Source organism: Novosphingobium sp. SG754, from assembly GCF_013149315.1.
Taxonomy (GTDB): Bacteria; Pseudomonadota; Alphaproteobacteria; order Sphingomonadales; family Sphingomonadaceae; genus Novosphingobium; species Novosphingobium capsulatum.
This window is the reverse complement of the sequence record NZ_JABGCC010000013.1, coordinates 35,704-61,289: the sequence shown is the minus strand read 5'-3', so window position 1 is coordinate 61,289 and position 25,586 is coordinate 35,704. Positions and strand designations below refer to the sequence as shown.

At 65.4% G+C, this 25,586-nt stretch carries 26 protein-coding genes; 9 read left to right on the top strand and 17 right to left on the bottom strand.

Translation table 11 applies throughout. The annotated features are described in order from the left end of the window. Complete coding sequence (gene rplI / locus FHW97_RS20285; RefSeq protein WP_062784910.1) at positions 1-594, top strand: 50S ribosomal protein L9; 594 nt, start codon at positions 1-3, stop codon at positions 592-594. Between the two features lie 127 nt (positions 595-721). Then, entirely contained in the window at positions 722-2,185 is a 1,464-nt protein-coding gene (locus FHW97_RS20280; protein WP_171799621.1) for an AMP nucleosidase, read from the top strand. A gap of 130 nt (positions 2,186-2,315) precedes the next feature. Here FHW97_RS20280 and FHW97_RS20275 read toward each other — a convergent pair whose 3' ends face one another. From FHW97_RS20275 to FHW97_RS20260, 4 genes are all read right to left on the bottom strand, one after another. Then, entirely contained in the window at positions 2,316-2,837 is a 522-nt protein-coding gene (locus FHW97_RS20275) for a YbjN domain-containing protein (protein ID WP_082208962.1), read from the bottom strand. 190 nt (positions 2,838-3,027) lie between these two features. Then, positions 3,028-4,866 carry a M2 family metallopeptidase gene (locus FHW97_RS20270; RefSeq protein ID WP_171799620.1) on the bottom strand — a complete coding sequence of 613 codons (1,839 nt, stop codon included), beginning with the start codon at positions 4,864-4,866 and terminating at the stop codon, positions 3,028-3,030. Positions 4,867-4,946: 80 nt separating this feature from the next. Then, the gene (locus FHW97_RS20265) at positions 4,947-5,720 is read right to left on the bottom strand and encodes an alpha/beta fold hydrolase (protein WP_054132741.1); all 774 of its coding nucleotides are present in this window, start codon (positions 5,718-5,720) and stop codon (positions 4,947-4,949) included. Next, positions 5,720-6,520 carry a sulfite exporter TauE/SafE family protein gene (locus tag FHW97_RS20260; protein ID WP_022674836.1) on the bottom strand — a complete coding sequence of 267 codons (801 nt, stop codon included), beginning with the start codon at positions 6,518-6,520 and terminating at the stop codon, positions 5,720-5,722. The genes FHW97_RS20265 and FHW97_RS20260 overlap by 1 nt, the downstream gene beginning before the upstream one ends. A 297-nt stretch (positions 6,521-6,817) precedes the next feature. Here FHW97_RS20260 and FHW97_RS20255 point away from each other — a divergent pair, with 297 nt between their 5' ends. Then, positions 6,818-7,480, top strand: coding sequence for a hypothetical protein (locus FHW97_RS20255; protein WP_169049290.1), 663 nt, complete (start codon positions 6,818-6,820; stop codon positions 7,478-7,480). Between the two features lie 80 nt (positions 7,481-7,560). Here FHW97_RS20255 and FHW97_RS20250 read toward each other — a convergent pair whose 3' ends face one another. From FHW97_RS20250 to ffh, 10 genes are all read right to left on the bottom strand, one after another. After that, entirely contained in the window at positions 7,561-8,586 is a 1,026-nt protein-coding gene (locus FHW97_RS20250; protein ID WP_171796402.1) for an aspartate-semialdehyde dehydrogenase, read from the bottom strand. 98 nt (positions 8,587-8,684) lie between these two features. Continuing rightward, entirely contained in the window at positions 8,685-10,946 is a 2,262-nt protein-coding gene (locus FHW97_RS20245) for a S9 family peptidase (RefSeq protein WP_171799619.1), read from the bottom strand. A gap of 95 nt (positions 10,947-11,041) precedes the next feature. Then, the gene (rplS, locus tag FHW97_RS20240) at positions 11,042-11,422 is read right to left on the bottom strand and encodes a 50S ribosomal protein L19 (protein ID WP_022678358.1); all 381 of its coding nucleotides are present in this window, start codon (positions 11,420-11,422) and stop codon (positions 11,042-11,044) included. Beyond that, positions 11,400-12,320 (bottom strand): tRNA (guanosine(37)-N1)-methyltransferase TrmD, encoded by a 921-nt coding sequence (trmD, locus tag FHW97_RS20235; RefSeq protein WP_171799618.1) that lies wholly within the window; start codon positions 12,318-12,320, stop codon positions 11,400-11,402. Before trmD ends, rplS begins: the two co-directional genes overlap by 23 nt. A gap of 103 nt (positions 12,321-12,423) precedes the next feature. Continuing rightward, on the bottom strand, positions 12,424-12,798 hold the full coding sequence (locus FHW97_RS20230; RefSeq protein WP_171793846.1) for a type II toxin-antitoxin system VapC family toxin: 375 nt from the start codon (positions 12,796-12,798) through the stop codon (positions 12,424-12,426). Continuing rightward, positions 12,795-13,073: a hypothetical protein gene (locus tag FHW97_RS20225; protein ID WP_171799617.1), complete on the bottom strand. Its 279-nt coding sequence runs from the start codon at positions 13,071-13,073 to the stop codon at positions 12,795-12,797. Before FHW97_RS20225 ends, FHW97_RS20230 begins: the two co-directional genes overlap by 4 nt. A 52-nt stretch (positions 13,074-13,125) precedes the next feature. Further along, on the bottom strand, positions 13,126-13,467 hold the full coding sequence (locus tag FHW97_RS20220; RefSeq protein WP_171799616.1) for a hypothetical protein: 342 nt from the start codon (positions 13,465-13,467) through the stop codon (positions 13,126-13,128). A 55-nt stretch (positions 13,468-13,522) separates the two neighbouring features. Next, positions 13,523-14,011: a ribosome maturation factor RimM gene (gene rimM, locus FHW97_RS20215; RefSeq protein ID WP_171799615.1), complete on the bottom strand. Its 489-nt coding sequence runs from the start codon at positions 14,009-14,011 to the stop codon at positions 13,523-13,525. Positions 14,012-14,026: 15 nt separating this feature from the next. After that, positions 14,027-14,425, bottom strand: coding sequence for a 30S ribosomal protein S16 (gene rpsP / locus FHW97_RS20210; RefSeq protein WP_022678363.1), 399 nt, complete (start codon positions 14,423-14,425; stop codon positions 14,027-14,029). A 39-nt stretch (positions 14,426-14,464) separates the two neighbouring features. After that, positions 14,465-15,976, bottom strand: coding sequence for a signal recognition particle protein (ffh, locus tag FHW97_RS20205; RefSeq protein WP_028658413.1), 1,512 nt, complete (start codon positions 15,974-15,976; stop codon positions 14,465-14,467). Positions 15,977-16,313: 337 nt separating this feature from the next. Between ffh and FHW97_RS20200 the strand changes: the two genes are divergently transcribed. From FHW97_RS20200 to FHW97_RS20175, 6 genes are all read left to right on the top strand, one after another. Then, positions 16,314-18,002: a bifunctional diguanylate cyclase/phosphodiesterase gene (locus FHW97_RS20200; RefSeq protein ID WP_253941911.1), complete on the top strand. Its 1,689-nt coding sequence runs from the start codon at positions 16,314-16,316 to the stop codon at positions 18,000-18,002. A gap of 61 nt (positions 18,003-18,063) precedes the next feature. Next, on the top strand, positions 18,064-18,885 hold the full coding sequence (gene dapF / locus FHW97_RS20195; RefSeq protein WP_171799614.1) for a diaminopimelate epimerase: 822 nt from the start codon (positions 18,064-18,066) through the stop codon (positions 18,883-18,885). A gap of 35 nt (positions 18,886-18,920) precedes the next feature. Further along, a complete protein-coding gene (locus FHW97_RS20190; protein WP_370525484.1) occupies positions 18,921-20,126 on the top strand; it encodes a MiaB/RimO family radical SAM methylthiotransferase in 1,206 nt (401 codons plus the stop codon). Then, positions 20,123-21,049 carry a signal recognition particle-docking protein FtsY gene (gene ftsY, locus FHW97_RS20185; RefSeq protein WP_054132562.1) on the top strand — a complete coding sequence of 309 codons (927 nt, stop codon included), beginning with the start codon at positions 20,123-20,125 and terminating at the stop codon, positions 21,047-21,049. Before FHW97_RS20190 ends, ftsY begins: the two co-directional genes overlap by 4 nt. Next, positions 21,046-21,708: an inner membrane-spanning protein YciB gene (locus FHW97_RS20180; protein WP_022678368.1), complete on the top strand. Its 663-nt coding sequence runs from the start codon at positions 21,046-21,048 to the stop codon at positions 21,706-21,708. Before ftsY ends, FHW97_RS20180 begins: the two co-directional genes overlap by 4 nt. A 77-nt stretch (positions 21,709-21,785) precedes the next feature. After that, positions 21,786-22,133 (top strand): hypothetical protein, encoded by a 348-nt coding sequence (locus tag FHW97_RS20175; protein WP_022678369.1) that lies wholly within the window; start codon positions 21,786-21,788, stop codon positions 22,131-22,133. Positions 22,134-22,161: 28 nt separating this feature from the next. Here FHW97_RS20175 and FHW97_RS20170 read toward each other — a convergent pair whose 3' ends face one another. From FHW97_RS20170 to FHW97_RS20160, 3 genes are all read right to left on the bottom strand, one after another. Continuing rightward, positions 22,162-22,530 carry a response regulator gene (locus FHW97_RS20170; protein ID WP_107718271.1) on the bottom strand — a complete coding sequence of 123 codons (369 nt, stop codon included), beginning with the start codon at positions 22,528-22,530 and terminating at the stop codon, positions 22,162-22,164. Beyond that, the gene (locus tag FHW97_RS20165; protein WP_171794993.1) at positions 22,527-23,555 is read right to left on the bottom strand and encodes an HWE histidine kinase domain-containing protein; all 1,029 of its coding nucleotides are present in this window, start codon (positions 23,553-23,555) and stop codon (positions 22,527-22,529) included. The genes FHW97_RS20170 and FHW97_RS20165 overlap by 4 nt, the downstream gene beginning before the upstream one ends. Positions 23,556-23,649: 94 nt before the next feature. Next, positions 23,650-25,485 carry a potassium transporter Kup gene (locus FHW97_RS20160; RefSeq protein ID WP_157088929.1) on the bottom strand — a complete coding sequence of 612 codons (1,836 nt, stop codon included), beginning with the start codon at positions 25,483-25,485 and terminating at the stop codon, positions 23,650-23,652. Positions 25,486-25,586: the final 101 nt, after the last annotated feature.

The window sequence follows — 25,586 nt, the reverse complement described above, 5'->3', positions numbered from 1 at the left end:
ATGCAGATCATCCTGCTCGAGCGCATCGAAAAGCTCGGCCACATCGGCGATGAAGTTTCCGTCAAGGACGGTTACGCCCGCAATTTCCTTCTTCCCAACAAGAAGGCCCTGCGCGCCAACGAAGCCAACCGCAAGGTCTTCGAAGCCAACCGCGCCCGCATCGAAGCTGAAAACGCGGCGCGCCGCGAAGAAGCCAAGGGCGAAGCCGGCTCGGTCGAAGGCAAGGAAGTGGTGCTCATCCGCGCCTCGTCCAACTCTGGCCAGCTCTATGGTTCGGTTTCGGTGCGCGACATCGTCGACGCCCTGATCGCCGATGGCGCCAAGGTTTCCAAATCGATGATCGTGCTCGAACGCCCGATCAAGACCATCGGCCTGTTCGACGTGCGCGTTTCGCTGCACCCCGAAGTGTCGGTCAACGTCAAGGTGAACGTCGCCCGTTCGCCTGACGAAGCCGAGCTGCAGTCGAAGGGTGTCGACGTGATCGACGCCATGTTCGAAGGCGACACCGGCGGTTTCACCGAAGAATACGATCCCAATGCCGAACCGGGCGAAATCCCGACCGACCTGCTCGACGAGGGCGAAGCGCAAGCCTGATCCCGTCGTTGCCGGCATTGGCAGCAAACAAAAAAGGCGCTCCCTCACCGGGGCGCCTTTTTTGCTGGGCAGCATGCGGTGTTGCCGCTGCCCTTGCGCTGTCATCGTGCTGCGCTACATCGAAGGCATGAACGCAAGCGACATTTTCACCGCCACCTCTCCTGCTGCCATCATTGCCGAACTCGCCGCCCGCCATGAAGCGGCCTGCGCCCGGCTGCGCGGCGATATCACCCGCTATATCGCCGATGGCACCCTGCCCGATCCGGCCGTGCGCCAGAACGGCGCCTATTGCTATCCCGAACTGCGCCTGCACTTTGCCGGGGTCAGCCATGGCACCGCCGCCGGCCGCGCCTTTGGCCGCCTGACACGGCCGGGCAGCTATGCCACCACCATCACCCGCCCCGCGCTGTTTGCCGATTACCTGGAAGAACAGCTGGGCCTGCTGATGGTGGACTATGAGGTGACGCTGGATGTGGCGACCTCGGCCCAGGAAATCCCCTTTCCCTATGTGGTCGATGGCAGCCTGGGTTTTGGCTCGGTCTCGCCCAACGACCTCGCCAAGCATTTCCCCACCACGGACCTCGCCCATATCGGCGACGAGATCGCCGATGCGCTCGATGCCAGCCTCGATGGCGGGGCGGGCGCGGCGCCGCTGGCGCTGTTCGACGGCCTGCGCACCGATTTCAGCCTGGCCCGCCTAGCGCATTACACCGGCACCAACCCGGCCGATTTCCAGCGCTATATCCTGTTTACCAACTATCATCGCTATGTTGACGAGTTCGTCGATTGGGCTGGCCGCCAGCTGGGCCAGGATGAATTCGTCGCACTGACCGGTGCGGGTGGCCTGGCGCTCGATGCGGCCACGCCCCACGCCCGCGAGCGCCTGTCTGATACCGCCTGGCGCCGCCACCAGATGCCGGCCTATCACCTGATCCGCCCGGACCGTTCGGGCATCACCCTGGTCAACATCGGCGTCGGCCCCTCCAACGCCAAGACGATCTGCGATCACCTGGCCGTGCTGCGCCCCGAAGCCTGGCTGATGATCGGCCACTGCGGCGGCCTGCGCCCCACGCAGAAGATCGGCGACTATGTGCTGGCCCATGCCTATCTGCGCGATGATCACGTGCTGGATGACGTGTTGCCGCCCGAAATCCCGGTGCCGGCCATCGCAGAAGTGCAGGTAGCGCTGGCCCAGGCCGCCGAAGTGGTCAGCGGCAGCGGGGGGGCAGACCTCAAGACGCGCATGCGCACCGGCACGATCGTGACCACCGACGATCGCAACTGGGAACTGCGCTATGCCCATTCCGCCCGCCGCCTCAGCCTGAGCCGCGCTGTCGGCATCGACATGGAAAGCGCCACGATCGCCGCCCAGGGCTACCGCTTCCGCGTGCCCTACGGCACGCTGCTGTGCGTGTCGGACAAGCCGCTGCATGGCGAGATCAAGCTGCCCGGCCAGGCCAACCGGTTCTACGAAGAGGCGATTGCCGCGCACCTGGAAATCGGCACCACCGCCTGCGCCCTGCTGCGCGCCGAAGGCGACCGCCTGCACAGCCGCAAGCTGCGCGCGTTCAACGAGCCGCCGTTCCGGTGATGTTAAACGCCTAAAAATCCAGAGCCGTCACCCCGGACTTGATCCGGGGTCCAGCTTCCTTTCCACGCTGCGCTTGCTGTGAGAAAGCGGGATCCCGGATCAAGTCCGGGATGACGGAGGATTGTAGCCGTCAGCGCGCCGCGCTGGCCAGCTGCGGATGGCCGGATGCAGGAAACACCTCGCTGCCGATCGAATCGAGCGCCATGCGATAGGATTTGACCACCATGGCGAACACCGAGGTATCGATCCCGCTGCCGGTGATCACGTCCCACGACACGGTGACAGACTTGTCTGCCGCCACCGACACCGCACCAAAGCGGTTGGCGTTGACGAAAGCCACGGCCTTTTCCGCATCAAACGGGCGTTCGGGGTGAAAGCTGCTGGAAAACTGCAGCGACTGGCAGGCGCCGTGCGTCACCTCGTTGCAGTCATAGAACACCACTTGCGAACGCCAGCCGCCGATATCGGCCGTCACCAGCGGATCGCCCGAGGAATCCTGCCCCAGCGTGGCGACATAGCCCTGCGCCTTGAGCGCGGTGACCACGCTGGCGGGCGTCATGGCCGAAACGGTTTCCGCCTGGGCGCTGGGCGCGGTGGCGAGCAGGATGCCGCCAACAACAGCGCAAGCAATGGCGGGAAGTTTGATTTCCATCCCCAGCATCCTCAACATGTGTGTTCTGTTTTGTTGAGCAAAGCGTCTCATACCTGCCGGGGCGTGGCAAGCGCGTAAATTCACCCTGTGAAATCCATGGCTTGCGCTGCACCGGACGCAAAAAGAGGCCGGATTCACCCAAGAATCCGGCCTCTCGCCTGGCTTTATGCGCCGTGTTGCGACGCGGGATTTACCAGCCGCAGTCCGCGCCCGCGTTCTGCTTCTTCAGCCACGCGGTGAGCGGCGCGAAATAGCGCAGCATGGCCCCGCCGCTCATCTCGCGCGTGCCGGTGAACACCTGCAGCGCATCGGGCCAGGGCTTGGACGCGCCCATCTTGAGCATGGCATCGAGCTTGGCCCCGACCTTGGGATTGCCATAGAAGCTGCAACGGTGCAGCGGGCCCTTCCAGCCGGCTTCCTTGCACGCCGCTTCATAGAACTGGAACTGCAGGATGCGCGCCAGGAAATAGCGGGTGTAGGGCACGCCCGCCGGCACGTGGTACTTGGCGCCCGGATCAAACGCATCGGCCCCGCGCGGCCCCGGCGGCACCACGCCCTGGTAGGACAGGCGCATCTCGTTCCACGCCTTTTCATAATCGGCCGGCGCGATCTGGCCCGAGAACACGCCCCAGCGCCAGCGATCGATCAGCAAGCCGAACGGCAGGAACGCCACCTTGTCCATCGCCTGGCGCAGCAGCAGGCCGATATCCTTGTCAGGCCCGGGCACCTTGGACGGGTCGAGCAGGCCAAGCTTCACCAGGTAATCGGGCGTGATCGACAGCGCCATCGTATCGCCGATCGCCTCGTGGAAGCCATCGTTGGCCCCTTCCATGTACCAGCGTGAAGGCTGCTGGTTGTAGGCGCGCTGATAGAAATTGTGGCCGAGTTCGTGGTGGATGGTCACGAAATCCGAGGCATCGACCTTGATGCACATCTTGATACGCAGGTCATCGACATTGTCGAGATCCCAGGCCGAGGCATGGCACACCACATCGCGGTCACGCGGCTTGGTAAACTGCGAGCGCTGCCAGAACGTGGCCGGCAGCGGCTGGAAACCCAGCGAGGTGTAGAAGCCCTCGCCGGTCTTGACCATCTTGAGCGGGTCATAGCCCTTGTCCTTGAGCAGGCCGGTCAGGTCATAGCCGATGTCGCCCGCGCCCTGGGGGGCGACCACATCGTAAATGCCGCCCCATTCCTGGGCCCACATGTTGCCCAGCAGATCGGCGCGGATCGGGCCTTTCTTGGGCTGCACCGCATCGCCATACTTGGCATTGAGCTTGCCGCGCACATAGCAGTGCAACTGCTGATACAGCGGGCGCACTTCGCCCCAGACCTTTTCGGTCATCGCGGCGAACTGGTCCGGGGTCATGTCATAATTGGCACGCCACAGCGCGCCGGTATCAGGATAGCCCAGTTCGCGCGCACCGGCGTTGGCGATCTCGACCATCTTGGCATAGTCCGCCTTCATCGGCGTGCCGACGCTGTCGTGCCACGACAGCCACATTTCCTTGAGTTCATCAGGGTTGCGATCGGTGGCCATGGCCTCTTCGATATCGCTGCCGTTGATCGGTTGCCCGCGCAGGGTGCCGTGGCCCTTGCCGTAAAGGCCCTGGATGCGCGCCTGCAACGCGGCGAACTGCTCGGCCGCGCCGGGGGTCGATGGCGCCGGGCTGGTGATCTGCGTGCGGATCATCGTCAGCTTGCGCAGGGTTTCGGGCGACAGCCCCGGCACCTTGGCAAATTCGGCGGCCTGCTTGGCCTGCGCCACCTGCAGCTTGCTCATCGTCGCGCCGGCATCGGCGGTGATCTGGGCGGTATCGTCTGTGATATAGGTCTCATAGACCCATTCGGCCCGGCCCGAGGTGACCGTCTGATCGGCATAGGCCTTGTCAGCCTGGGCCAGCCAGGCATCGACCGTGGCCGGGGTGGCAGCCGTTGCCGGGGCAGCGGCGGTAGGCGCAGCGGCCAGTGCCGCAGGCGCGGCCAGCGTGGCCGCCACCAGCGCGAAGGTGGAAACAAGGGACTTCATCTTGGGGGTACTCCCTGAACCGGTCCGCCACGCGCGCGGCGTGGCCATTGCCGGTGGGGTGCCGCCCAAACGGGCTCAGGTCAAGCCGAGGCGGTCAAAAATGAAACCAGTTCCGCGCCCAGTTCGGGTCGGGTGACACAGCCCATGTGCGTGCCGGGAATGGTCGCGCGCCGCGCGTTGGGCAAGGCGGCCGCCAGGTTGTCGGCCGAGCCGTTGTCGTTGTCCTGATCGCCGCACAAGACCAGCGTGGGCATGGTGATCGCGGCCAGCGCCTGGGGATCGGTATCCTCCATCGCGCCCAGCAACTGGCGCACGGCGGCGCGATCGATCCCGCTGCTCTTGAGGAACTGCTGCGACAGATAGGCCGGATCGCCATGGCGGATCGTGCCGAAGCGATCGATCACGTCGCGGAAGAAGGCCAAGCGCTGGTTCCAGCCGGCCAGCCCTTCCAGCCCCATCCCGGCCAACACCAGGCGACGCGGGGTCAGCCGTTGCAACGGCGGCGCGGCGATCACGCTGCGCGCCGCCGTGCGGGCGCCAAGCGAAAAGCCGACAAGATCGAAATCGACCAGGCCCAGGTGCGTTACCAGCGCCTGGGCATCGCGCGCCAGGACATCAGACGGATAGGCTTCTGCCGCGTGCGGCGCGGCGCTTTGCCCATGGGCGCGCAGATCGGGCATCAGGCAGCGAAAACCGGCTGCGGCCAGCTGCGCCGCCGTGCCGAACTTGATCCAGTTGATCTCGGCCGAGGAAAACAGCCCGTGCAGCAGGATGACCGGGCGCCCGGTCCCCATTTCATGCAGCGCCAGGCGGGCGCCATCAAAACCGTCAAAAAACGTGGTGGTCTTTTCCATCAGGTCAGCAACTTGATCCCGGATATGAACAGAACGGCGGCCAGCGCCGGCCGCAGGATACGGTCGGGCGCGCGGGTCGACAACAGGCTGCCGATGATCACCCCGGGGATAGAGCCAAGCAGCAGTGCCACCAGAAGGGCAAGGTTTACATCGCCGATGATCCAGTGGCCAAAGCCGGCCACCATGGTCAGCGGCACGGCATGGGCGATATCGGTGCCAACGATGCGCGAAATCCGCAACGTGGGATAGAGCATGAGCAGCGCGGTCACGCCGATCGCCCCTGCTCCCACTGACGAGATCGAGACCAGCACGCCCAGCACGACGCCCAGCAGCACGGTCGCCCAGACCGGCTTGGCCTCGTCAGCCGTGCCCAGGCCCACCTGCGTTGCGTCGACATGGCGGACCATGGCCACGATCCGCTTTTGAAACAGCGTGGCGATCGAGGTGAGGATCAGCATCACCCCCAGGACCAACAGGATGGTGTGGCTGGTGTGCCCGCCCACCTTGCCCGCCCACGACAGCACGACCAGCGCGGCAATGGCCGCCGGCACGCTGCCTGCGGCCAGGCGCGCCATGATTGGCCAATCGATGGTGTTGCGCTTGCCATGCACGGTGGAGCCGACCACCTTGGTCAGCGAGGCAAACAGCAGATCGGTGCCCACGGCCGTGCCGGGGTTGATCCCGAAGATCAGCACCAGGATCGGCGTCATCAACGACCCGCCGCCAACACCCGTCAGGCCCACGAGAATGCCGACCAACAGGCCAGCAACCGCGTGCAGGGCATCGAAGTGTGCGAACATTGTCCCTCCGGCGACGTGCAAGGACCAACCTGGCCCTTGACGGCGGCCATACTGGCGTGGGGTGCGCTTCGGCAATGCCTATAGCGCCAATCTCTAGTTTCGGGGTTGGCATTCTTTCTTTTGCGCAGGCCCAGCGCAACCCCGCATCACTCGCTTTGCCGCACGGCAGGCACGCCTCTGCGCCAAACCGCGTTGCGTTGACGATGAACCGAAAGCGCGGCGGAACGCAAATGCGCCGCTTGCGGTTCCCCCTGCCAACACGGCCGCACACGGCCATCCCATAGTGGAGATCGTTCGATGACCAAGACCAAGCTCGTCGCGCCGCTGCTGGCGGCCACTGCCATGATCGCCGGTTTCTCGGCCCCCGCCCATGCCACCGGCAAGGCCGAACGCGCCCGCCAGGCCATTGCCGCCGCGCAGGCCAAGATCGATACCGCCGAACAGCTCGGCACCGCCGAATTCCGCCCCGGCGAAACCGCGCAGGCCAAGGCAGCACTGGCGCATGCCCAGGAAAATCTGTCGGCCGGCCACAAGCCGGAAGCGATCGATGACGCCATCCACGCCTCGGCCCTTGCCGACACGGCGATCGGCATGATGCAGAAGCACAAGGCCGAGATGGCCGATCGCCAGTCGGCCGCAGCCGTCGCTAATGCCCAGGCCCAGGCCGACGCCGCGCAGCAGCAGGCCGATGCCGCCAACGCCCGTGCCGATGTGGCCACCGCGGCCGCGCAGTCTTCGGCAGCTGACGCCGCCGCTGCCCGCCAGGCCGCTGCCGTGGCGCTGACCACGCCACAGCCCGCCCCGGCCACGGTGGAAACCACCGTCACCACGCAGGGCGCAGCCCGCGCGCCGGTGAAGAAGGTCACGGTGCGCAAGGTGGCCCGCCGCACCACGCATACCCCGGTGCGCACGGCTTCCGCCGCCAGCACGGTGACCACCACCACCCGCGTCACGCAGTAATCTGCGTAGCCACAAACAAAAAGGCCCCGGTATCCAGCGCGGATACCGGGGCCTTTTCTATACCCACAAGGTGTACCAGCTCACCCCTTCTTGAGGTGGCGACGGCCCAGCAGTTCGGCAATCTGCACGGCATTGAGCGCCGCACCCTTGCGCAGGTTGTCAGACACGCACCACAGCGACAGGCCGTTGTCGACAGTGGAGTCTTCGCGCACGCGCGAGACATAGGTGGCATAATCGCCCACGCATTCCACCGGCGTGACATAGCCGCCGTCCTCGCGCTTATCGATCAGCATCACGCCCGGCGCCTCGCGCAGCAGGTCCTGGGCTTCGACGGCCGAGATTTCGTCCTCGAATTCCAGGTTGATCGCTTCGGAGTGACCGATGAACACCGGCACACGCACGCAGGTTGCCGTGACCTTGACCTTGGGATCGAGGATCTTCTTGGTTTCGGCCACCATCTTCCACTCTTCCTTGGTCGAACCATCATCCAGGAAGCTGTCGATGTGCGGGATCACGTTGAAGGCGATCTGCTTGGTGAACTTCTTGGGTTCGACCTGGTCGCCCACGAAGATCGCGCGGCTCTGCTCGAACAGTTCGTCCATGCCTTCCTTGCCGGCGCCCGACACCGACTGGTAGGTGGCCACGACCACGCGCTTGATCTTGGCCTTGTCGTGCAGCGGCTTGAGCGCCACCACCATCTGCGCGGTGGAGCAGTTGGGGTTGGCGATGATGTTGCGCGCCTTGTACCCGTCGATCGCGTCGGGGTTCACTTCGGGCACGATCAGCGGCACGTCCGGGTCCATGCGATAGAGCGACGAGTTGTCGATCACCACGCAGCCCTGCGATGCGGCCTTGGGCGCATAGATCTTGGTCGGCGCCGAGCCTGCGGCAAACAGCGCGATATCCCAGCCGGTGAAGTCGAAATGCTCGACGTTCTGCACTTTCAGCTTCTTGCCGGTTTCACCGAAATCGATCTCGCTGCCCTGCGAGCGCGAAGAGGCCAGCACGGCGATCTCGTCGATCGGGAATTCGCGCTCGGCCAGGATGTTGAGCATCTCACGGCCAACATTGCCCGTCGCACCCACCACTACAACCCGATAACCCATGATACCTGTCACTCCCTTGCGGGCGCCTTGCGCGCGCCCGTTCCTTAGCGGCTGGTTCCAACCAGCCAAGCGAAAGGGGCTTTTGCCCCCCAAACGTCTTATTTGCCGCTGCCCGCGCCGTTGCGGTCGAGAAAGCGGAACATCGTCTCGTAGAGATGCTGGCTCACCTTGGGCCCGCTGATGCGGTGGGTGTAGCCGGGATAAAGCATCATCTCGAACGGAATGGCCTCGCCCTGCATCTTGGCGATCAGCGCGGTGCTGTTTTCAAACACCACATTGTCGTCGGCCATGCCGTGGACCAGCAGCAGCGGATCGCGGATCTGCCCGGTTTGCTCCAGCGCGCCGGCGGCCTTGTAAACTTCGGGCACCTGCTTGGGATTGCCGAGATAACGCTCGGTATAGGCGGTGTCGTACAGCTCCCACTTGGTGACCGGCGCCACGGCGATGCCTGCCGCCCAGACGCCGGGATGCGCTTCGAGCATCTTGACCGTCATGTAGCCGCCATAGGACCAGCCAAACGTGCTGACGCGCGCGGGATCGACATAGGGCTGGGTCTTGAGCCACTGCGCACCCGCCAGTTGGTCTTCCACCTCGACCGTGCCCATCGCGTGCCAGATCTTGCTGCCGAAATCGACGCCACGGTTTTCCGAGCCACGGTTGTCCAGCGCGAAGTAGATATAGCCCTTGGCCACGATCGCCTGGGCCAGCGCGCCCTGCCAGCCCTTGTGCACCACGTTCGCGGTGGGGCCGCCATAGTGATAGGTAAACACCGGATAGCGCTTGCCCGGCTCCATCGGCGGGGTGATCATCATATAGTGCAGCGGCGTGCCATCCGCCGCCGCGATCGTGCCGAACGTGGCGGGACGATGCGCGGCAAGATAGGGGGCATAGGCGTGGGCCGCGTCCACCTTGTTTTCCTCGATCCACGCCAGCCGCTTGCCATGGGCATCGGCCAGATAGGATTGCGGCGGCTGCGCATCGGCGCTGCGCGTTACGATCAGGGCCTGGCCCTTGCCGTCCATGCTCGCCTTGTTGTCGAACGCCAGGTCGGTCAGCCGCGTGATCGTGTCGGGCGCGGTGAGCGACAGGGCATAGACTTGCCCGGCCAGCACATCGTCGCGCGTGCCGGCGAAATAGACGCGGCCGGTCTTCTGGTCCACGCCAACCAGGTCGGTGACGACCCAGTCGCCCTTGGTCAGCTGCTGCCAGCGGCCATCCTTGAAGCGGCGATAGAGATGGCCAAAGCCATCGCGTTCCGACCACCAGATCAGGCTGCCATCATCGAGGAAGCGATAGTTGCTCGACAGGTTGATCCAGCTCTTCTCGCGCGCCTGTTCGGTGAACAGCACGTGCGAAGCACCGGTGGCGGGGTCTACCGCCAGCATATCGAGCCGGGTCTGCGCGCGGTCCAGCCGCTGCACATAGAGCGTCTTGCCATCGCTCGCCCAATCGACGCGACCCACATAGATGTCCTTGTCCGCTCCCAGGTCCACCTGAACGCGATGGCCGCCATCGGCATCCATCAGCCACAGCGAGACATCGGCATTGGCGCCGCCGGCTGCGGGATAGCGCTGGTCATAAGTGCGCGTGCCATCGGCGCCGATCGCCGCGCGCGTCACCACGCCCACGGCCGCCTCGTCAAAGCGTTCCACGGCCAGGCGCTTTTCATCGGGCGCCCACCAGAACCCGCTCATGCGGTTGAGTTCTTCCTGGGCAACGAACTCTGCCTCGCCCCAGTGGACGGTTTCGGCGCTTTCCTCGGGCGTGATCGCGCGCGGCGGCGCCTTGCCATCGGCCGGCGCGATCCACAGCCGGCGATCGCGCACGAACGCCAGGGTATCGCCCTGCGGCCCCAGGCGCGGGTTCAACTCGCCCCCGGTGGTGCCGGCAATCTTGCGCACCTTGCCATCCAGCCCGGCGAGCAGCAGATCGCCATCGAGCGGCACCAGCACGGTCTTGCTGTCACTCGCCCAGTCATAGCTGACGATACCCTTGAGATCGCCGATGCGCTGGCGCTCGCGCTGCATCTTTTCCGCCTCGCTCAGCACGCGACCCGACGACAGCTTGAGCGAATCGACCAGCATCGACCACTTGCCGGTCTTGCGATCAAAGCCCCACAGGTCGAACCGCTCGCGATCGTCGGCGCGGTTCTTGAGCAGGGTGAGATAGCGCCCATCGGGCGACAGCTGCACGCCGCGCGGGGTTGGGCCGTTGAGCGAGGGGCTGGCGAACACCCGTTCGAGCGTTAGCACGGGGGCGGCGCTGGGCGCGGTCACCGGGGCTGTTCCAGCAGGGGCTGCATGGGCAAGAACAGGGGCGCAGACCAGCGCCGTGGCAAGCAGGTGAAGGCGGAATTGCATGGCAAGGGGATGTTCCCGATAAGCAAAAAAGGCGCCCTGGCGGATATGCCAGGACGCCTTTTTCACGGTCATTTCCGTGTCGCGGCGGCGGCTTCTCAGCCTTCCTGGCCGGGGCGCGTGTCACGGCGCTCGGCAATACGGGCGCTTTTGCCGGTACGGCCGCGAAGGTAGTACAGCTTCGCACGACGCACCACGCCCCGACGGACGACGGTAATCGAATCGATGTTGGGCGAGTAGAGCGGGAACACGCGTTCCACGCCTTCGCCGAACGAGATCTTGCGAACGGTGAAGTTGGAGCCCATGCCGCGATTCGAACGCGCGATCACGACGCCTTCATAGGCCTGAACGCGGGTGCGCTCGCCTTCAACGACGCGCACGCCGACGCGCACGGTATCACCAGCGCGGAATTCGGGGATGGTCTTCGACGCCTTGAATTCGGCGATCGCTTCAGCTTCAATCTGCTGAATCAGGTTCATTTTTCAAACGTCCTGCACTTTTTTGCCGCGCGCCAGAGGCAGACTGGACCCGAACGCCGACGTGGCGCTCCCAAAGATCCGGCCTGCGTAACCGTGTGTCATCTTCGGACTGGCGTTGCCGCCATTCCGCGATCTTCGCATGATCCCCCGATCGCAGCACTTGCGGGATCGTGCGCCCTTCCCATTCCTGGGGGCGGGTATAGTGGGGATATTCGAGCAGCCCGTTTTCGAACGACTCTTCATGCCCACTAGAAGCCGCGCCCATTACGCCGGGAAGCAGGCGAATGCAAGCATCGAGCAGCATCAGCGCGGCACATTCGCCGCCCGACAGGATGATGTCTCCCACCGAGACTTCCTCCACCTGGCGGCCCTCGAATATGCGCTCGTCAAAACCCTCGAACCGGCCGCAGACGACAATGACGCCCGGCCCCGCCGCCAGCTCGCGTACCCGCGCCTGGGTCAGCGGTTTGCCGCGCGGCGTCATCGCGATGACGGGAATGGTCGAGGCCCCTCCACCACCGGCTGCGCCGGCGGTCCCCCTCCCCATTGCATGGGGAGGATCAACAAGCTCCTCCCCCGCCGGGGGAGGGGAACCAGCCGCAGGCTGGTGGAGGGGGCTGTCCTCGTCTAAGGATGGTTCGTATCCCACCCTCTCCGCCATTCTCGCCCGCGCATGATCGATTGCCTTGGCCAGCACATCCACGCGCAGCACCATCCCCGCCCCGCCGCCAGCGGGCGTATCATCAACGGTGCGGTGCTTGTCGGTAGCAAAATCCCTGATCTGCACGGGATCGAGCGTCCACTTCCCCTCCCCCAGCGCGCGCCCGGCCAGGCTCACGCCCAGTGGCCCGGGAAACATCTCGGGGTAAAGCGTGAGAACGGCAGCGTGGAAGGTCATCTACAAAAAGTCCTGCTCGATCCTCCCCGACACGGGGAGGGGGACCAGCCGCAGGCTGGTGGAGGGGCCTTGGCGTGACCAGGCGGCCTTGGCAAGGCGCGCTTTAACGCACCCAGTTCTCGACCCTGAGCCCTGGCACGTCGGCATAGTCACCCACGTTGTCGGTCACCAGCACCAGATCGAGCGCCAGCGCATGGGCGGCAATCAGGCGATCAAAACTGCCGCGCCGGAATGGCAGGCGGGCATAGACTTCGGCTGCGGCAGCATCGAACGGCAAAACCGGCACTTCTTCAGAGAAGATGGCCAAAACCTCACGCAGCGGTGGCTTCCCAGCTTCTATGCCCAGCAAAATCTCGGCATGGACGATAGCCGAGGTTGCAAGATCGCCCTCTTCGCAAGCCGACAGTCGCGCGCGCAGACCTTCGCTTCGCGCCTCCAGGGCCATGATGATGGCATTGGTATCGAGCAGATACTTCATGCTGGCTGGTCAGGCGTTTCGTCCCATACGCGCCGACTTGGTTCGAACACACGATCTTCGGGTTTGCGCAATTGCAGGCCCAAGCCAGCGCCGATCCCCCAGACCTTGTCGATATTGAACTTGCGCTTGGGGCGATCCTTGGCCTGAAACACCAGATCGTTGCCGCGCCATTCGACAGTCCAGTCCAAGCCTGGGTCCACGCCAAGCCCCTTGGGCAGGCGCAGCGCCACGGAGTTGCCGGACATGAAGCTTTTAGCGTTGAACTGCTCGGTCACGGCACACTCCTGTATATACAAAATGTATATACAGCGCCGACCAAAGCGTCAATCAAGTATCTGATCGATAGCGATGTCGATCCGGCGGTCGATGCGATGTTTGACCCAGCAGGTAAAGCGTCACGACCACGCCCATTCCAAACAGAATTGCTGCTACGAAGAACAACACGATGCAGGCAACCGCAGCAAATGTGCAGCCATCCTGACCACATTCGTCGCGCCAGGCGGCAAACACCAAAGACGGCGTAATCATCGCCGCCAAGATACCGGGAAACAGGGAAGACGCCAACACGGCGCACCGCGCCCGGGGCCAATGCGAGCGCCAGCGACCGACGAGCCATGCCGCCGCCAATGCAACGAGCAAATTTCCGCCGACAATGGATAGAACGAGCAAGCCCCGACCTCCTGGGTCCGGCACTGTGTACTGTGTAATGCCGACGCGCAGCTAATCAGTCCGCGTAGAGAGCGTCAATCAACAGGCGGTCCGCGTTCCATTCGGGCACCGCTTCGGCGCGCATCGGCACCATGAAGCGCTTGCCATCGGGCCGCTCGATATCGAGCACGTCACCCGCGCCATAATTGTCCACGCCCACGCAGGTGCCCAGCACGGCGCCGTCGGTGGAATGAGCCGGCAGGCCGATCAGATCGGCATGGTAATATTCGCCGTCGGCGAGCGGCGGCAGGGCCGAACGCGGGACGGTCAGTGCCGTGCTGCGCAGGCCTTCTGCCGCATTGCGCGTGGTGACTTCGGCAAAGCGGGCGATTGCCCCGCCCTTGCCGTCGTCGCGCAGCTTTTCAAGGGTCAGCGTGCCGCCGTTGAACGCCTTGTAGGCTTTCAACGCCGCCACGCCTTCACCAAACAGCTTGAGGCGCACTTCGCCGGCCACGCCATGCGCGCCGGCGATGGCCGCAAGCGTGACCGGACGATCGTGCGTCATGCCGCTTGCCTAACCTCAGGCTTCGGTCGCTTCGGCAGCCGGTTCGGCGCTGGCAGCAGCGGCCGCTTCAGCAGCAGCAGCGGCCTTTTCAGCGCGATCTTCAGCGCGTTCCTTGGCCTTCTTGCCGGGTTCGCCAGCCTGCGGGTTGTTGGTGGGGGCGCGTTCCTTGATGCCGGCCTTGTCGAGCAGACGGGCAACGCGGTCGGTCGGCTGGGCGCCAACGCCAAGCCAGTAGCGCACGCGGTCTTCGACCAGGCGCACGCGGTCTTCGGCGTCCTTGGCGAGCAGCGGGTTGTAGGTGCCCACCTGCTCCAGATACTTGCCATCGCGCGGGGCGCGGCTGTTCGAAGCAACGATCTTGTAATAGGGGCGCTTCTTGGAACCGCCACGCGACAGACGCAGAGAAACAGACATTCGACTACCTTTCAAACAAACTGAAAAATCAGGATAAAATCATTTCTTCTTGAGCAGGTCAGCCAGGTTTGACGGCAAGCCGCCACTGCCCATGCCGGGCAGGCCGGGAAGGCCGCCACCGCCGCCCATACCGCCAAGGCCGCCGCCCATGCCGCCGCCGAGCCCACCGGGGCCGGCCTGCTGGTCAAGGCCCGGCATCGCGGCACCCAGGCCACCCTTGCCGAACAGCGCGCCAAGGCCCTTGAGGCCGCCCATCTTCTTGATCTGCTTCATGGCCTTGGCCATTTCCATGTGCATCTTCAGAAGCTTGTTGACGTCCTGCACCGTGGTGCCAGACCCCTTGGCGACGCGGATCTTGCGCTTGGCGTTCAAGAGTTCGGGCTTGGTGCGCTCCTTGGCCGTCATCGAACCGATGATCGCATCCATGTGCAGCAGCACCTTGTCGTCCATGCCCGACTGCGCCATCGCCGCCTTGGCCTTCTTCATGCCCGGCATCAGGCCCGCGAGCGCGCCCAGGCCGCCCATGCGCTGCATCTGCTGCAACTGCATGCGCAGATCGTTCATGTCGAACTGGCCCTTGGCCATGCGCGCGGCGAGCTTTTCAGCTTCGTCCTGCTTGATCGTCGCCGCCGCCTTTTCGACGATCGAGACGATATCGCCCATGCCCAGGATGCGGCCGGCAACACGTTCGGGCTGGAACGGTTCGATCGCGTCGAGCTTTTCGCCGGTGGCGGCAAACTTGATCGGCTTGCCGGTAACCGCGCGCATCGACAGCGCCGCACCGCCGCGGGCATCGCCATCCATGCGGGTCAGCACCACGCCGGTCAGGTCAACCTCGCCAGCGAACGCCTGCGCCACGTTGACCGCGTCCTGGCCGGTCAGCGAGTCGACGACGAGCAGGGTTTCCTTGGGCACGGAGATGGCAGCGACTGCCTTCATCTCGTCCATCAGCGCCTGGTCGACGTGGAGACGGCCAGCGGTATCGAGCAGCAGCACGTCCACGGCCTGAAGCTTCGCGGAATGCAGTGCGCGCGTGGCGATTTCCACCGGCGACTGGCCCGGCACGATCGGCAGCGTGGCAACGCCGGCCTGCTCGCCCAGCACGCGCAGCTGTTCCTGCGCGGCGGGGCGATTGACGTCGAGCGACGCCATCATCACCTTCTTGCCGCGCTTTTCCTTGAGCAGCTTGCCGATCTTGGCCGTGCTGGTGGTCTTGCCCGAACCCTGCAGGCCGACCATCATGATCACCACCGGCGGGGCGGCTGCCAGATCGAGATCGGCGGCCTCGCTGCCCAGCATTTCAACCAGCGCGTCGTTGACGATCTTGACGACCTGCTGGCCCGGCGTGACCGACTTCAGGACCGACTGGCCAACGGCTTCTTCGGTAACGCGATCGATGAAGCGGCGCACCACCGGCAAGGCCACGTCGGCCTCCAGCAGGGCGATGCGCACTTCGCGCATGGCGGCGCGAACATCGTCCTCGGAAAGCGCGCCGCGCCCGCGCAGGCGGTCGAATACACCGCCAAGCCGGTCGGAAAGACTGTCGAACACGCGCTGCTCCATTGCCAAAACGGGCGCCGCCAGCCGATAACGCGAAAAACGCCGGTGGGCGAAACCTCGCCGACCAGCGTGCGCCATCCAACAGGGGGCGTACAAAACGACTCTGCGCAAGCGCCGGCGAATCCCGGCTCTGGCAGAGCGGTGCCCTTACCCGCGCCCTTGCCCGATTGCAACCCTGCGCCGCGCCCTCCTGCGGCAAAAATGCCGGCCAAGCGGGGGCTTTGGGCCCCTTAACCAATCTTTCAACAGCCTGCACGTAGTTTCCCGCAGGTGGGTAACAGGGCATGCATGCAAGCTGCCCCCCCGGGGGAAACGAGCAGGTAACGGTATGGCAAGTGCGGCAATGGAAAGCGGCCAACCCGCATCAGCGGCACCAACCGGCATCGCCCGTGCCGAGCGCGATGTCGTCGCCCTGGGCATCATCACCGCAGCGATCATCCTGTTCGTGGGGTCCGGTTCGGCAGTGCTCACCCGCGCCTTGCGCCATGTGCTGTTCGGCGGGGCGAGTGTCGATTCGGTGCTGGCCAATGCGCTCTTGCTCAATATCGCGCTGATCATCTTTGGCTGGCGCCGGTATGTGGAACTGACCGGCGAAGTGCGCGAGCGGCGCCGGGCCGAGGAAACAGCGCGTACCCTGGCCTTTACCGATCCGCTGACCGGCTGCCTTAATCGCCGCAGCCTGGATGGTGCGATCGAAGCCCTGGTGGCCGAGGCCCGCGCCCATGGCGACGCCGTGGCGCTGTTCATGCTCGACCTCGACAAGTTCAAGCGCGCCAACGATCTGCATGGCCACCAGACCGGCGACGCGGTGCTCGTGGCAACGGCCGATCGCCTGCGCGCAACATTGCCGGCAGGCGCGATCATCGCCCGCATCGGTGGCGACGAATTCACCTGCGCCATCCGGTTCGACCCGGCACGCACGGCGATGGTCGAGCAACTGGCCGAAAAGCTCAACGCCACGCTGGGCGAGCCGGTGCGCCTGCCTGATTGCGAGGTGGATATTTCCGGGTCGATCGGCCTGGCGCGCAGCGATGGCGGCACCATGCCGCACCAGGCCGACGACGCGACTATCGCTGCCCGCCTTCAACATCATGCCGACCTCGCCATGTACCAGGCCAAGAGCGGCGGCCGCAATCGCTTCTGCTGGTTCGACCCGACGATGGAAAAGGAACTGCGGTTCCGCGCCGAGCTGGAAACCGGCATCCGCGAAGGCATCGCGCGCGGCGAATTCGTGCCCTATTACGAAAAGCAGATCGACATCGACACCGGCCGGCTTTCCGGTTTCGAGATGCTGGCCCGCTGGCAATCGCCACGCCATGGCCTGATCGCACCCGACGTGTTCATTCCCGTGGCCGAGGAAATCGGCGTGATTGCCGAACTTTCGGAGTCGCTGATCCGCCAGGCGCTGGTCGATGCCCGCGAATGGGATCCCTCGCTCACGCTGTCGGTCAATGTCTCGCCCTTGCAACTGCGTGATCCCTGGTTTGCACAGCGCCTGCTCAAGCTGTTGGTCGAGGCCAATTTCCCCCCGCACCGGCTGGACGTGGAAATCACCGAAACCTGCCTGCACGAAAACCTGCCGCTGGTCCGCTCGTTGGTCGCCAGCCTCAAGAACCAGGGCATCCGCCTGAGCCTCGATGATTTCGGCACCGGCTACAGCTCGATCGCGCAGCTGCGCTCGCTGCCGTTTGACCGCATCAAGATCGACCGCAGCTTTGTCTCCACGCTCGACAGCTGCAAGGACAGCGCCACGATCGTGGCCGCGATCACCTCGCTCGGCCAGGGGCTGGATCTGCCGCTGACCGCCGAAGGGATCGAAACCCAGGGCGTGCTCGAAGAACTGCGCAAGCTGGGCTCGTTCAAGGGCCAGGGCTTTCTCTATGGCCATCCGCAGGATGCCCAGACGGTGCGCGCCGCACTGGCCGCAGACGACCTGCTGATCGGCAACGCCACCCCGGCCGATGCAGCCGCGCAAGAGCCGGCAACGCCAGGCCAGAACCGCGCCGCGCTCGGCTGAACCCGGTGTGACAAGCGGCGCAACCATTGCGCCGCCGCCCTTTGCCGCCTAGATCGCGCCCATGCGTATTCCGTTCATCAAGATGCATGGCCTGGGCAACGATTTCGTGGTGATCGACGCGCGCGAAACCGCGCTGCCGGTCTCGCCCGCGCGCGCCGCGGCGCTGGCCGATCGCCACACCGGCATCGGCTGCGACCAGTTCATCGTGCTGGAACCGTCGGACCAGGCCGACGTGAAGATGCGCATCTTCAATCCCGATGGCAGCGAAGTCGGCGCCTGCGGCAACGCCAGCCGCGCCGTGGGCCTGCTGCTGGGCGGTGAACGAGCGGGCCGCACCCGGATCGAAACCGGCGGCGGCCTGATCGAGGCGCAGGCAACAGATGCCGGCATCGCGGTGGACATGGGCGCCCCCCGGTTCGACTGGAATGCCATTCCGCTCGCCTATGCCATGGATACCCTGGCCATGCCGCTGGCCTGGGAAGACCTGGAAAACCCCGTGGCCGTCAACGTGGGCAACCCCCACGCGGTGTTCTTCGTGCCCGATGCCGCCGCAGTGGACCTGGCCCGGCTCGGCCCGATCATCGAGCATGACCCGGTCTTTCCCGAACGCGTCAACGTCAACGTGGCCAGCCTGGTCGGCCCCGATCACCTCTCGCTGCGGGTGTGGGAGCGTGGCGCCGGGCTGACCCGCGCCTGCGGCACCGGCGCCTGCGCCACGGCAGTGGCGGCGATGCGCCGCAAGCTGGTGGGACGGAGCGTGACGGTCGATCTGCCCGGCGGCGCGTTGCGGATCGATTGGCCCGAAGGCGGCCATATCGTCATGACCGGCCCTGCCATCACCAGCTTTGAAGGCGCATTCGACGACGCGCTCTACCCGCTCTGAGGCCGGCCTTGGCCCAAGCAGCCTCTGCGCCTGACGTGGCAACCGGTTCTGTGCTGGCCGATCCGGCTGGCGTGGTGACGCTGGGCTGCCGCATGAACCTGTCGGAAAGCGAGGCGATCCGCCATCTGCTGGCCGCCGCGCCGACGCCCACGGTGGTGGTCAATTCCTGCGCCGTCACGGCAGAGGCGGTGCGCCAGTCGCGCCGCGCGGTGCGCCGCCTGCGCCGCGATCATCCCGGGGCACGCCTGCTCGTCACTGGCTGCGCCGCCACGATCGATCCCGCCGGCTTTGCTGCCATGGCAGAGGTGGATGGCGTGGTGCCCAACGCAGCCAAGCTCGATCCCGCCCGCTGGCAGGTGCCTGCCCCGGCCGTGCCGGTCGCCGCATCCGAGCGGCATACCCGCGCGTTCGTGGCGGTGCAGAACGGCTGCGACCACGCCTGCACGTTCTGCATCATTCCGGCCGGGCGTGGGGCCAGCCGGTCGGTGCCTGTGGCGCAGGTGCTGCATACCCTGGCCGGCCATCTGGCCCACGGCGTGGCCGAAGTGGTGCTGACCGGCGTTGACCTGACCAGCTGGGGCGCAGACTTGCCAGAACCGGCGCGCCTGGGCGATCTGGTGGCGGCGATCCTGCGCACGTTCCCTGCCCTGCCCCGGCTGCGGCTATCTTCGGTCGACGGGGTGGAGATCGATCCGCTGCTGCTCGACCTGTTGTGCCACGAGCCGCGCGTGATGCCGCACGTGCATCTGTCGCTGCAATCAGGCGCAGACATGGTGCTCAAGCGCATGAAGCGCCGCCACAGCCGTGGCCAGGCGCTGGCCCTGGTTGAAACCCTGCGGCGGCATCGCCCTGACATGGCGATCGGCGCCGACCTGATCGCCGGCTTTCCCACCGAGGACGCCGCCATGCATGCCGAGAACCTGAGCATCGTGGCGCAGGCCGGCATCGTCCACGGCCATGTCTTTCCCTATTCCCCCCGCCCCGGCACGCCCGCCGCGCGCATGCCGCAGGTGCCGCCGCCGGTGGTGCGCGAACGCGCCGCGCAACTGCGTGCCGCCGTGGCGCAAACCCGTGCGGCCTGGCTGCAAGGCCTGGTCGGCCGCCTTGCACAAGTGCTTGCCGAACGCGACGGCACCGGCCATGGCCCGGATTTCGCGCCCTATCGCCTGCCTGCCGGCACTGTGCCGGGCAGCCTGGTGACGCTGACACCTGAAAGAATCGAAGAAGGAATGCTGGCATGAGTAGCGACAGCTGGTCGGATCGCCTGGTAGGCGGGCTGCGCAAGACCTCGGAGCGGCTGGCCGGCAACCTGGCGGGCTTTGGCGGCGCCACGCGCCTGAGCGAGGCCCAGCTCGACGAGATCGAGGACGCGCTGATCATGTCGGACCTGGGCCCGCGCGCGGCGGCGCGCATCCGCGCCAAGCTGGCCAGTGCCCGGTTCGAGCAGGGGCTCGATGATGCCACCCTGCGCGGCGCCGTGGCCGACGAAATTGCCGCGATCCTGCGCGGCGTGGCCAAGCCGCTCGATATCGTGGCCTTTCCACGGCCGCAGGTGATCCTAGTGATCGGCGTCAATGGTTCGGGCAAGACCACGACCATCGCCAAGCTGGCGCACCTGTTCCAGGAACTGGACTATTCAGTGATGCTGGCCGCAGGCGACACGTTCCGCGCCGCCGCGATCGGCCAGCTCAAGGTCTGGGCCGATCGGCTGGGCGTGCCGATCATCACCGGCCCCGAAGGCGGCGATCCCGCCTCGATCGTGTTCGACGCGGTCAAGGCAGCCACCGATGTTGGCACCGACGTGCTGATCGTCGACACCGCCGGCCGCCTGCAGAACAAGCGCGAACTGATGGACGAGCTGGCCAAGGTGCGCCGCGTGCTCGGCCGCCTGAACCCTGAGGCGCCGCACGACGTGGTGCTGGTGCTCGATGCCACCAATGGCCAGAACGCGCTGTCGCAGATCGAGATTTTCAAGGATGTGGCCGGCGTATCGGGCCTGATCATGACCAAGCTGGATGGCACGGCGCGCGGCGGCGTGCTGGTGGCGGCCGCCGAACAGTATGGCCTGCCGATCCACGCCATCGGCGTTGGCGAAACCATCGACGACCTTCGGCCGTTCGATCCCGATCTGGTGGCCAAGGTGATTGCAGGGGTGTTTCAATGAGCGCGGACCAGGCCCAGCCCAAATCGCAGCCCAAATCATCCTGGGTGAACCTGGCGGTCGACTATGGGCCGCTGCTGGTGTTCTTCCTGGCCTATCGCCATTTCAGCCCGGACAAGAGCAGCGATGCTGGCGTTGGCGCAGTGGTGGCGATCACCAAGAGCACCGTGGTGTTCATGATCGCCACGGTGGCCGCGCTGATCGCGTCGAAATGGCGCCTGGGCAAGGTTTCGCCGATGCTGTGGCTGTCCACCACGCTGATCCTGGGCTTTGGCACCCTTACCGTGTTCCTGGGCGATCCGTTCTGGATCCAGATTAAGCCCACGGTGATCTACCTGCTGTTTGCCGCCGGCCTGTTCATCGGCCTGGCGCGCGGCAAGGCGGTGCTGCGCATGCTGCTGCAAAGCGCGTTCGACGGGCTGGATGAAACCGGCTGGCGCAAGCTGTCGCGCAACTGGGCGTGGTTCTTCCTGTTCCTGGCCGTGCTCAACGAAGTGCTGCGCCATACCTTGACCTTTGATGGCTGGCTGACGGCCAAGCTGTGGGGCGTGAGCGCGCTGTCGTTCCTGTTCACCTTTGCCCAGATCCCGATGCTGCTGCGCCATGGCCTGGGCAGCGAACAGGGCGTGGAAGAGGCCGAGACCAACACGCCACACGATTGATCGCACCGCGTGGGGGAACGCCAAGCCGCGTTCGGCGTTGGCCTTGGCAAACCACCACGAACGGGAGTGACCGTCACATGCGCCGTATTTTCCTTGCCCTTCCCGCCCTGATGCTGGCCGGCGCCAGCCTTGCCGCCTGCTCGGAAAAGACCCAGGACAAGACGGCCGCCGCTGCCGACTCGGCCGCCAACGATGCGCAGAACGCCGCAAAGGATGCCGGCCGCGCCGCTGACAAGGCTGCCGATAGCGTGGGTGCCGCCGCCGACAAGGCGCTCGACAATGCCAGCCGGGCCGCTGACAAGGCCGCCGACGACGCTGGCCGCAAGATCGACAAGGCGGCCGACAAGGCCGGCACCGCCGCCGACAAGTTTGGCAATCGCGTGAAGCAGGGCGCCGACGAAGCGTCCGACACGCTCAAGCACTGATCTTGAACGCAGGCTCCGTGCCCCCGGCTCAGCCGGCCAGCAAGCCTCCCAGGCAAGCGGTCAACTGAGCGGGGGCATAGGGTTTGTGCATGATCTGTACATCGGCGAACTCTGCCTCCACCGCGCCATAACCGGTGGCGATGACGAAGGGGATGCCCCGCTCGCGCAAGGCGCGCGCCACTGGTGCCCCGGGTTGCCCATTGAGGTTCCAGTCCAGCACCGCTGCATCGAGGAATTCTGTCGCAGCCGCCGCGATGCCCTCTGCCTGCGTCCCCACCGGACCGATCACCTGCGCGCCCTCGTCCTCCAGCACATCGGCCAGCATGGCAGCGACGATGAACTCGTCCTCCACCACCAATATGCGGCGACCAGACAGCGATTGGGCGCGGTCGGTCATGCAGGGTCCTTCGTCGCGTCTGACCAGATCGGGGCAATGGCAGGCGCTTCAAAATGCTGGGCCGGCAACACCAGGCGCACAACAACGCCATCAGGCGCGTGATCGATCTGCGCCTCTCCCGAAAGCTGCCGGGTGATGGCATCGCGGATCAGGCGTGAACCAAAGCCACTGCGCGCGGGCGGCGCCACCGGCGGTCCGCCCTGCTCCCGCCATTCCAGCGCCACCGCGCCATCATCGCCCACCTCCCAGGCAATTGTCACCGTGCCTTCGGCGTTAGACAGCGCGCCATACTTGATAGCGTTGGTGGCCAGCTCGTGCAGCACCATGACCAGCGACACCGTGGCCGCCGCGCCCACCGTCACATCAGGCCCGCCAAGGCTCAAGCGTTGGGCGCCACCATCGCCCTGCACACTGCCTGCGCAGATCGTCAGCCCCTGCCGCACCACATCGGCCAGCGGCGCGCCAGCCCACTGACCACGGCTGAGGATGGTATGCGCTGCCGCCAGGGCATGCAGGCGGGCGGTAAAATTCTCCACGGCCGCCGCGGCGGGCTGCTCGATCCCGCGAAACGATTGCCAGGCCATGGCCTGAACCACCATCAGCGAGTTCTTGACGCGGTGGTTAAGCTCTTCGATCAGCAGGCGCAGCCGGTCTTCCAGGATCTTGCGCTCGGTAATGTCGATCCCGGTCGATTGCATCACCTGCCAGCGGCCGTGGGCATCGAATTCCAGCGCATGGTTGCGCCACAGCGTCCACCGCACGCTGCCATCGGCCGCCTCCAGGCGGTTTTCGATGGTGCGTGACGGGTTTTCCGGGGTCAGCAGCGCCATCTCGCGCTGGATCGTGGCGTGCTCGCTCGTGGGGATGAACTTCCACACGTTGCGCCCGGTCAGCGCGGCGCGCGGGCTTTCCATCATGCGGGCATAGGCGGTGTTGGCAAACAGGATCGTGCCATCGGCGGTGAACCGGCACAGCATATCCAGCTGGGTATCGAGAATATCGCGGAGGATATCAGCTTCAGTCACGCGCAGGGCGCCCCAAGATTGCGCAGCTTACAGAGCATGGCATGGCATGGCATGCCACGCCGCAGCGGCAAGCCCTGCACGGCGCCGCTTTCGATCAAATCCGCAGCTGGCTGCCAAGTTCGACCACACGGTTCGTCGGCAAGCGGAAGAATTCCATGGCGCTCGCCGCATTGCGCAGCATCCAGGCAAACAGCTTTTCCCGCCACAGCGCCATGCCCGGCTTGTCCGACGGAATCAGCGTCTGGCGCGAGAGGAAGAAGCTGGTCTTCATCATGTCGAACGGTTCGCCGCAGGTGGTGATGGTCTTGAGCGCGGCGGGCACGTCGGTCTCTTCCAGGAAGCCGAAGCGCAGCGTCAGGCGATAGAAGCCGTTGCCGAAATCCTTGACCGCTGACCGCTGCGCCAGATCGACATAGGGTTCGTCCTGGATCTGCACCGTCAGGATCACCACCCGGTTGTGCAGCACCTTGTTGTGCTTGATGTTGTGCAACAGTGCCGAGGGCACGCCGTTGGAGGCCGAGGCCATGAAGATCGCCGTACCGGCCACCCGCGCCGCGCTGGAATGGGCAGACTTGGTGAACACTTCCAGCGGAATGGACCCTTCGGCCATCCCGGCGCGCATCAGGGCGCGCCCACGCGACCAGGTGGTCAGCAGCGTAAAGATGGTGATGCCCATCGCCAGCGGCACCCAGCCGCCATCGGGGATCTTGGTCAGGTTGGCGCCCAGGTAGCCAAGGTCGATCGCCATGAACAGCGCCAGCAGGCCCGTGGCCAGCACCGGCCGCCAGTGCCACAGCTTGATCAGCACCACGCCCAGCAGCACGTTGTCGATCATCATCGCGCCGGTCACGGCGATGCCATAGGCGGCCGTGAGGTTCGACGAATGGCGGAACATCAGCACCAGCAGGATGACTGCCACCATCAGCGCGGAATTGATCACCGGGATATAGATCTGCCCGGCCGACGTGCTGGTATGGCGGATCGTCATGCGCGGGATGAACCCCAGCTGGATCGCCTGCTGGGTGACCGAGAATGCGCCGGAGATCACCGCCTGGCTGGCGATGACCGCCGCCAGGCTGGCAATGATCAGCAGCGGCCACTGGAACCAGTCGGGCGCCAGGAAATAGAACGGGCTGACCAGCGCAGCAGAGCCTTCGCGCATCAGCAACGAGGCCTGGCCCAGATAGTTGAGCACCAGCGCCGGCAGCACCAGCGCCAGCCACGACACGCGGATCGGGTTGCGTCCGAAATGGCCCATGTCGGCATAGAGCGCTTCGGCCCCGGTCACCGCCAGGACGGCAGCGCCCATGGCCAGGAAACCGCGAAACGGATCGGCGGCAAACATGGCCACGGCGTGATGCGGAGACAGCGCGCCGATCACCTCGGGCAGCAGGGCAATGCTCATGGCGCCCAGCACCGCGATCGTGGCGAAATAGACCAGCATGATCGGGCCAAAGAACGTGGCGACGCGCTCGGTGCCCCGGCTCTGGATCAGGAACAGGGCGATCAGGATGGCCACCACCATCGGCACCACCCAGCTTTGCATGCTGGGCTGATAGACCGAAAGCCCCTCGATCGCGCCCATCACCGACACCGCCGGGGTGATCATCGAATCGCCATAGAACAGCGCGGTGGCAAAGACGCCCAGCAGAACGATGCCACGGCCCCAGCGCTTGCCGGCGGTGTGCTGGTTGATCAGCGCCAAAAGCGCCAGGCTGCCGCCCTCGCCCTTGTTGTCGGCACGCATGATCACCGAGACGTATTTCAGCGTCACGATGATCATCATCGACCAGAACATCAGGCTGACGATGCCATAGATATGCGTCTGGTCGAGCGGCAGGCGATGATGCCCGGCAAAGGTATCGCGCAAGGCGTAGAGCGGGCTGGTGCCGATATCGCCGAAGACCACGCCGACAGCGCCGACCGCCATCTTGATTAGGCTGGCCTGTCCACGGCCCTGGCCATGCGCATGACCATGGCCCGCAACGGGCGAGGCAGTATTGACCGTGGACGGATTCCCTGCGGTTCCGG

Coding starts and splice junctions, on each gene's coding strand:
- FHW97_RS20270 (WP_171799620.1), bottom strand. CDS start 4,866: ATGAAGTCCCTTGTTTCCACCTTCGCGCTGGTGGCGGCCACGCTGGCC.
- rplS (WP_022678358.1), bottom strand. CDS start 11,422: ATGAACCTGATTCAGCAGATTGAAGCTGAAGCGATCGCCGAATTCAAG.
- FHW97_RS20255 (WP_169049290.1), top strand. CDS start 6,818: ATGACCAAGACCAAGCTCGTCGCGCCGCTGCTGGCGGCCACTGCCATG.
- FHW97_RS20250 (WP_171796402.1), bottom strand. CDS start 8,586: ATGGGTTATCGGGTTGTAGTGGTGGGTGCGACGGGCAATGTTGGCCGT.
- FHW97_RS20170 (WP_107718271.1), bottom strand. CDS start 22,530: ATGACCGACCGCGCCCAATCGCTGTCTGGTCGCCGCATATTGGTGGTG.
- FHW97_RS20200 (WP_253941911.1), top strand. CDS start 16,314: ATGGCAAGTGCGGCAATGGAAAGCGGCCAACCCGCATCAGCGGCACCA.
- FHW97_RS20265 (WP_054132741.1), bottom strand. CDS start 5,720: ATGGAAAAGACCACCACGTTTTTTGACGGTTTTGATGGCGCCCGCCTG.
- FHW97_RS20280 (WP_171799621.1), top strand. CDS start 722: ATGAACGCAAGCGACATTTTCACCGCCACCTCTCCTGCTGCCATCATT.
- FHW97_RS20175 (WP_022678369.1), top strand. CDS start 21,786: ATGCGCCGTATTTTCCTTGCCCTTCCCGCCCTGATGCTGGCCGGCGCC.
- dapF (WP_171799614.1), top strand. CDS start 18,064: ATGCGTATTCCGTTCATCAAGATGCATGGCCTGGGCAACGATTTCGTG.
- rpsP (WP_022678363.1), bottom strand. CDS start 14,425: ATGTCTGTTTCTCTGCGTCTGTCGCGTGGCGGTTCCAAGAAGCGCCCC.
- ftsY (WP_054132562.1), top strand. CDS start 20,123: ATGAGTAGCGACAGCTGGTCGGATCGCCTGGTAGGCGGGCTGCGCAAG.
- FHW97_RS20245 (WP_171799619.1), bottom strand. CDS start 10,946: ATGCAATTCCGCCTTCACCTGCTTGCCACGGCGCTGGTCTGCGCCCCT.
- FHW97_RS20160 (WP_157088929.1), bottom strand. CDS start 25,485: ATGGCGGTCGGCGCTGTCGGCGTGGTCTTCGGCGATATCGGCACCAGC.
- FHW97_RS20180 (WP_022678368.1), top strand. CDS start 21,046: ATGAGCGCGGACCAGGCCCAGCCCAAATCGCAGCCCAAATCATCCTGG.
- FHW97_RS20260 (WP_022674836.1), bottom strand. CDS start 6,520: ATGTTCGCACACTTCGATGCCCTGCACGCGGTTGCTGGCCTGTTGGTC.
- FHW97_RS20230 (WP_171793846.1), bottom strand. CDS start 12,798: ATGAAGTATCTGCTCGATACCAATGCCATCATCATGGCCCTGGAGGCG.
- FHW97_RS20275 (WP_082208962.1), bottom strand. CDS start 2,837: ATGGAAATCAAACTTCCCGCCATTGCTTGCGCTGTTGTTGGCGGCATC.
- rimM (WP_171799615.1), bottom strand. CDS start 14,011: ATGACGCACGATCGTCCGGTCACGCTTGCGGCCATCGCCGGCGCGCAT.
- rplI (WP_062784910.1), top strand. CDS start 1: ATGCAGATCATCCTGCTCGAGCGCATCGAAAAGCTCGGCCACATCGGC.
- trmD (WP_171799618.1), bottom strand. CDS start 12,320: ATGACCTTCCACGCTGCCGTTCTCACGCTTTACCCCGAGATGTTTCCC.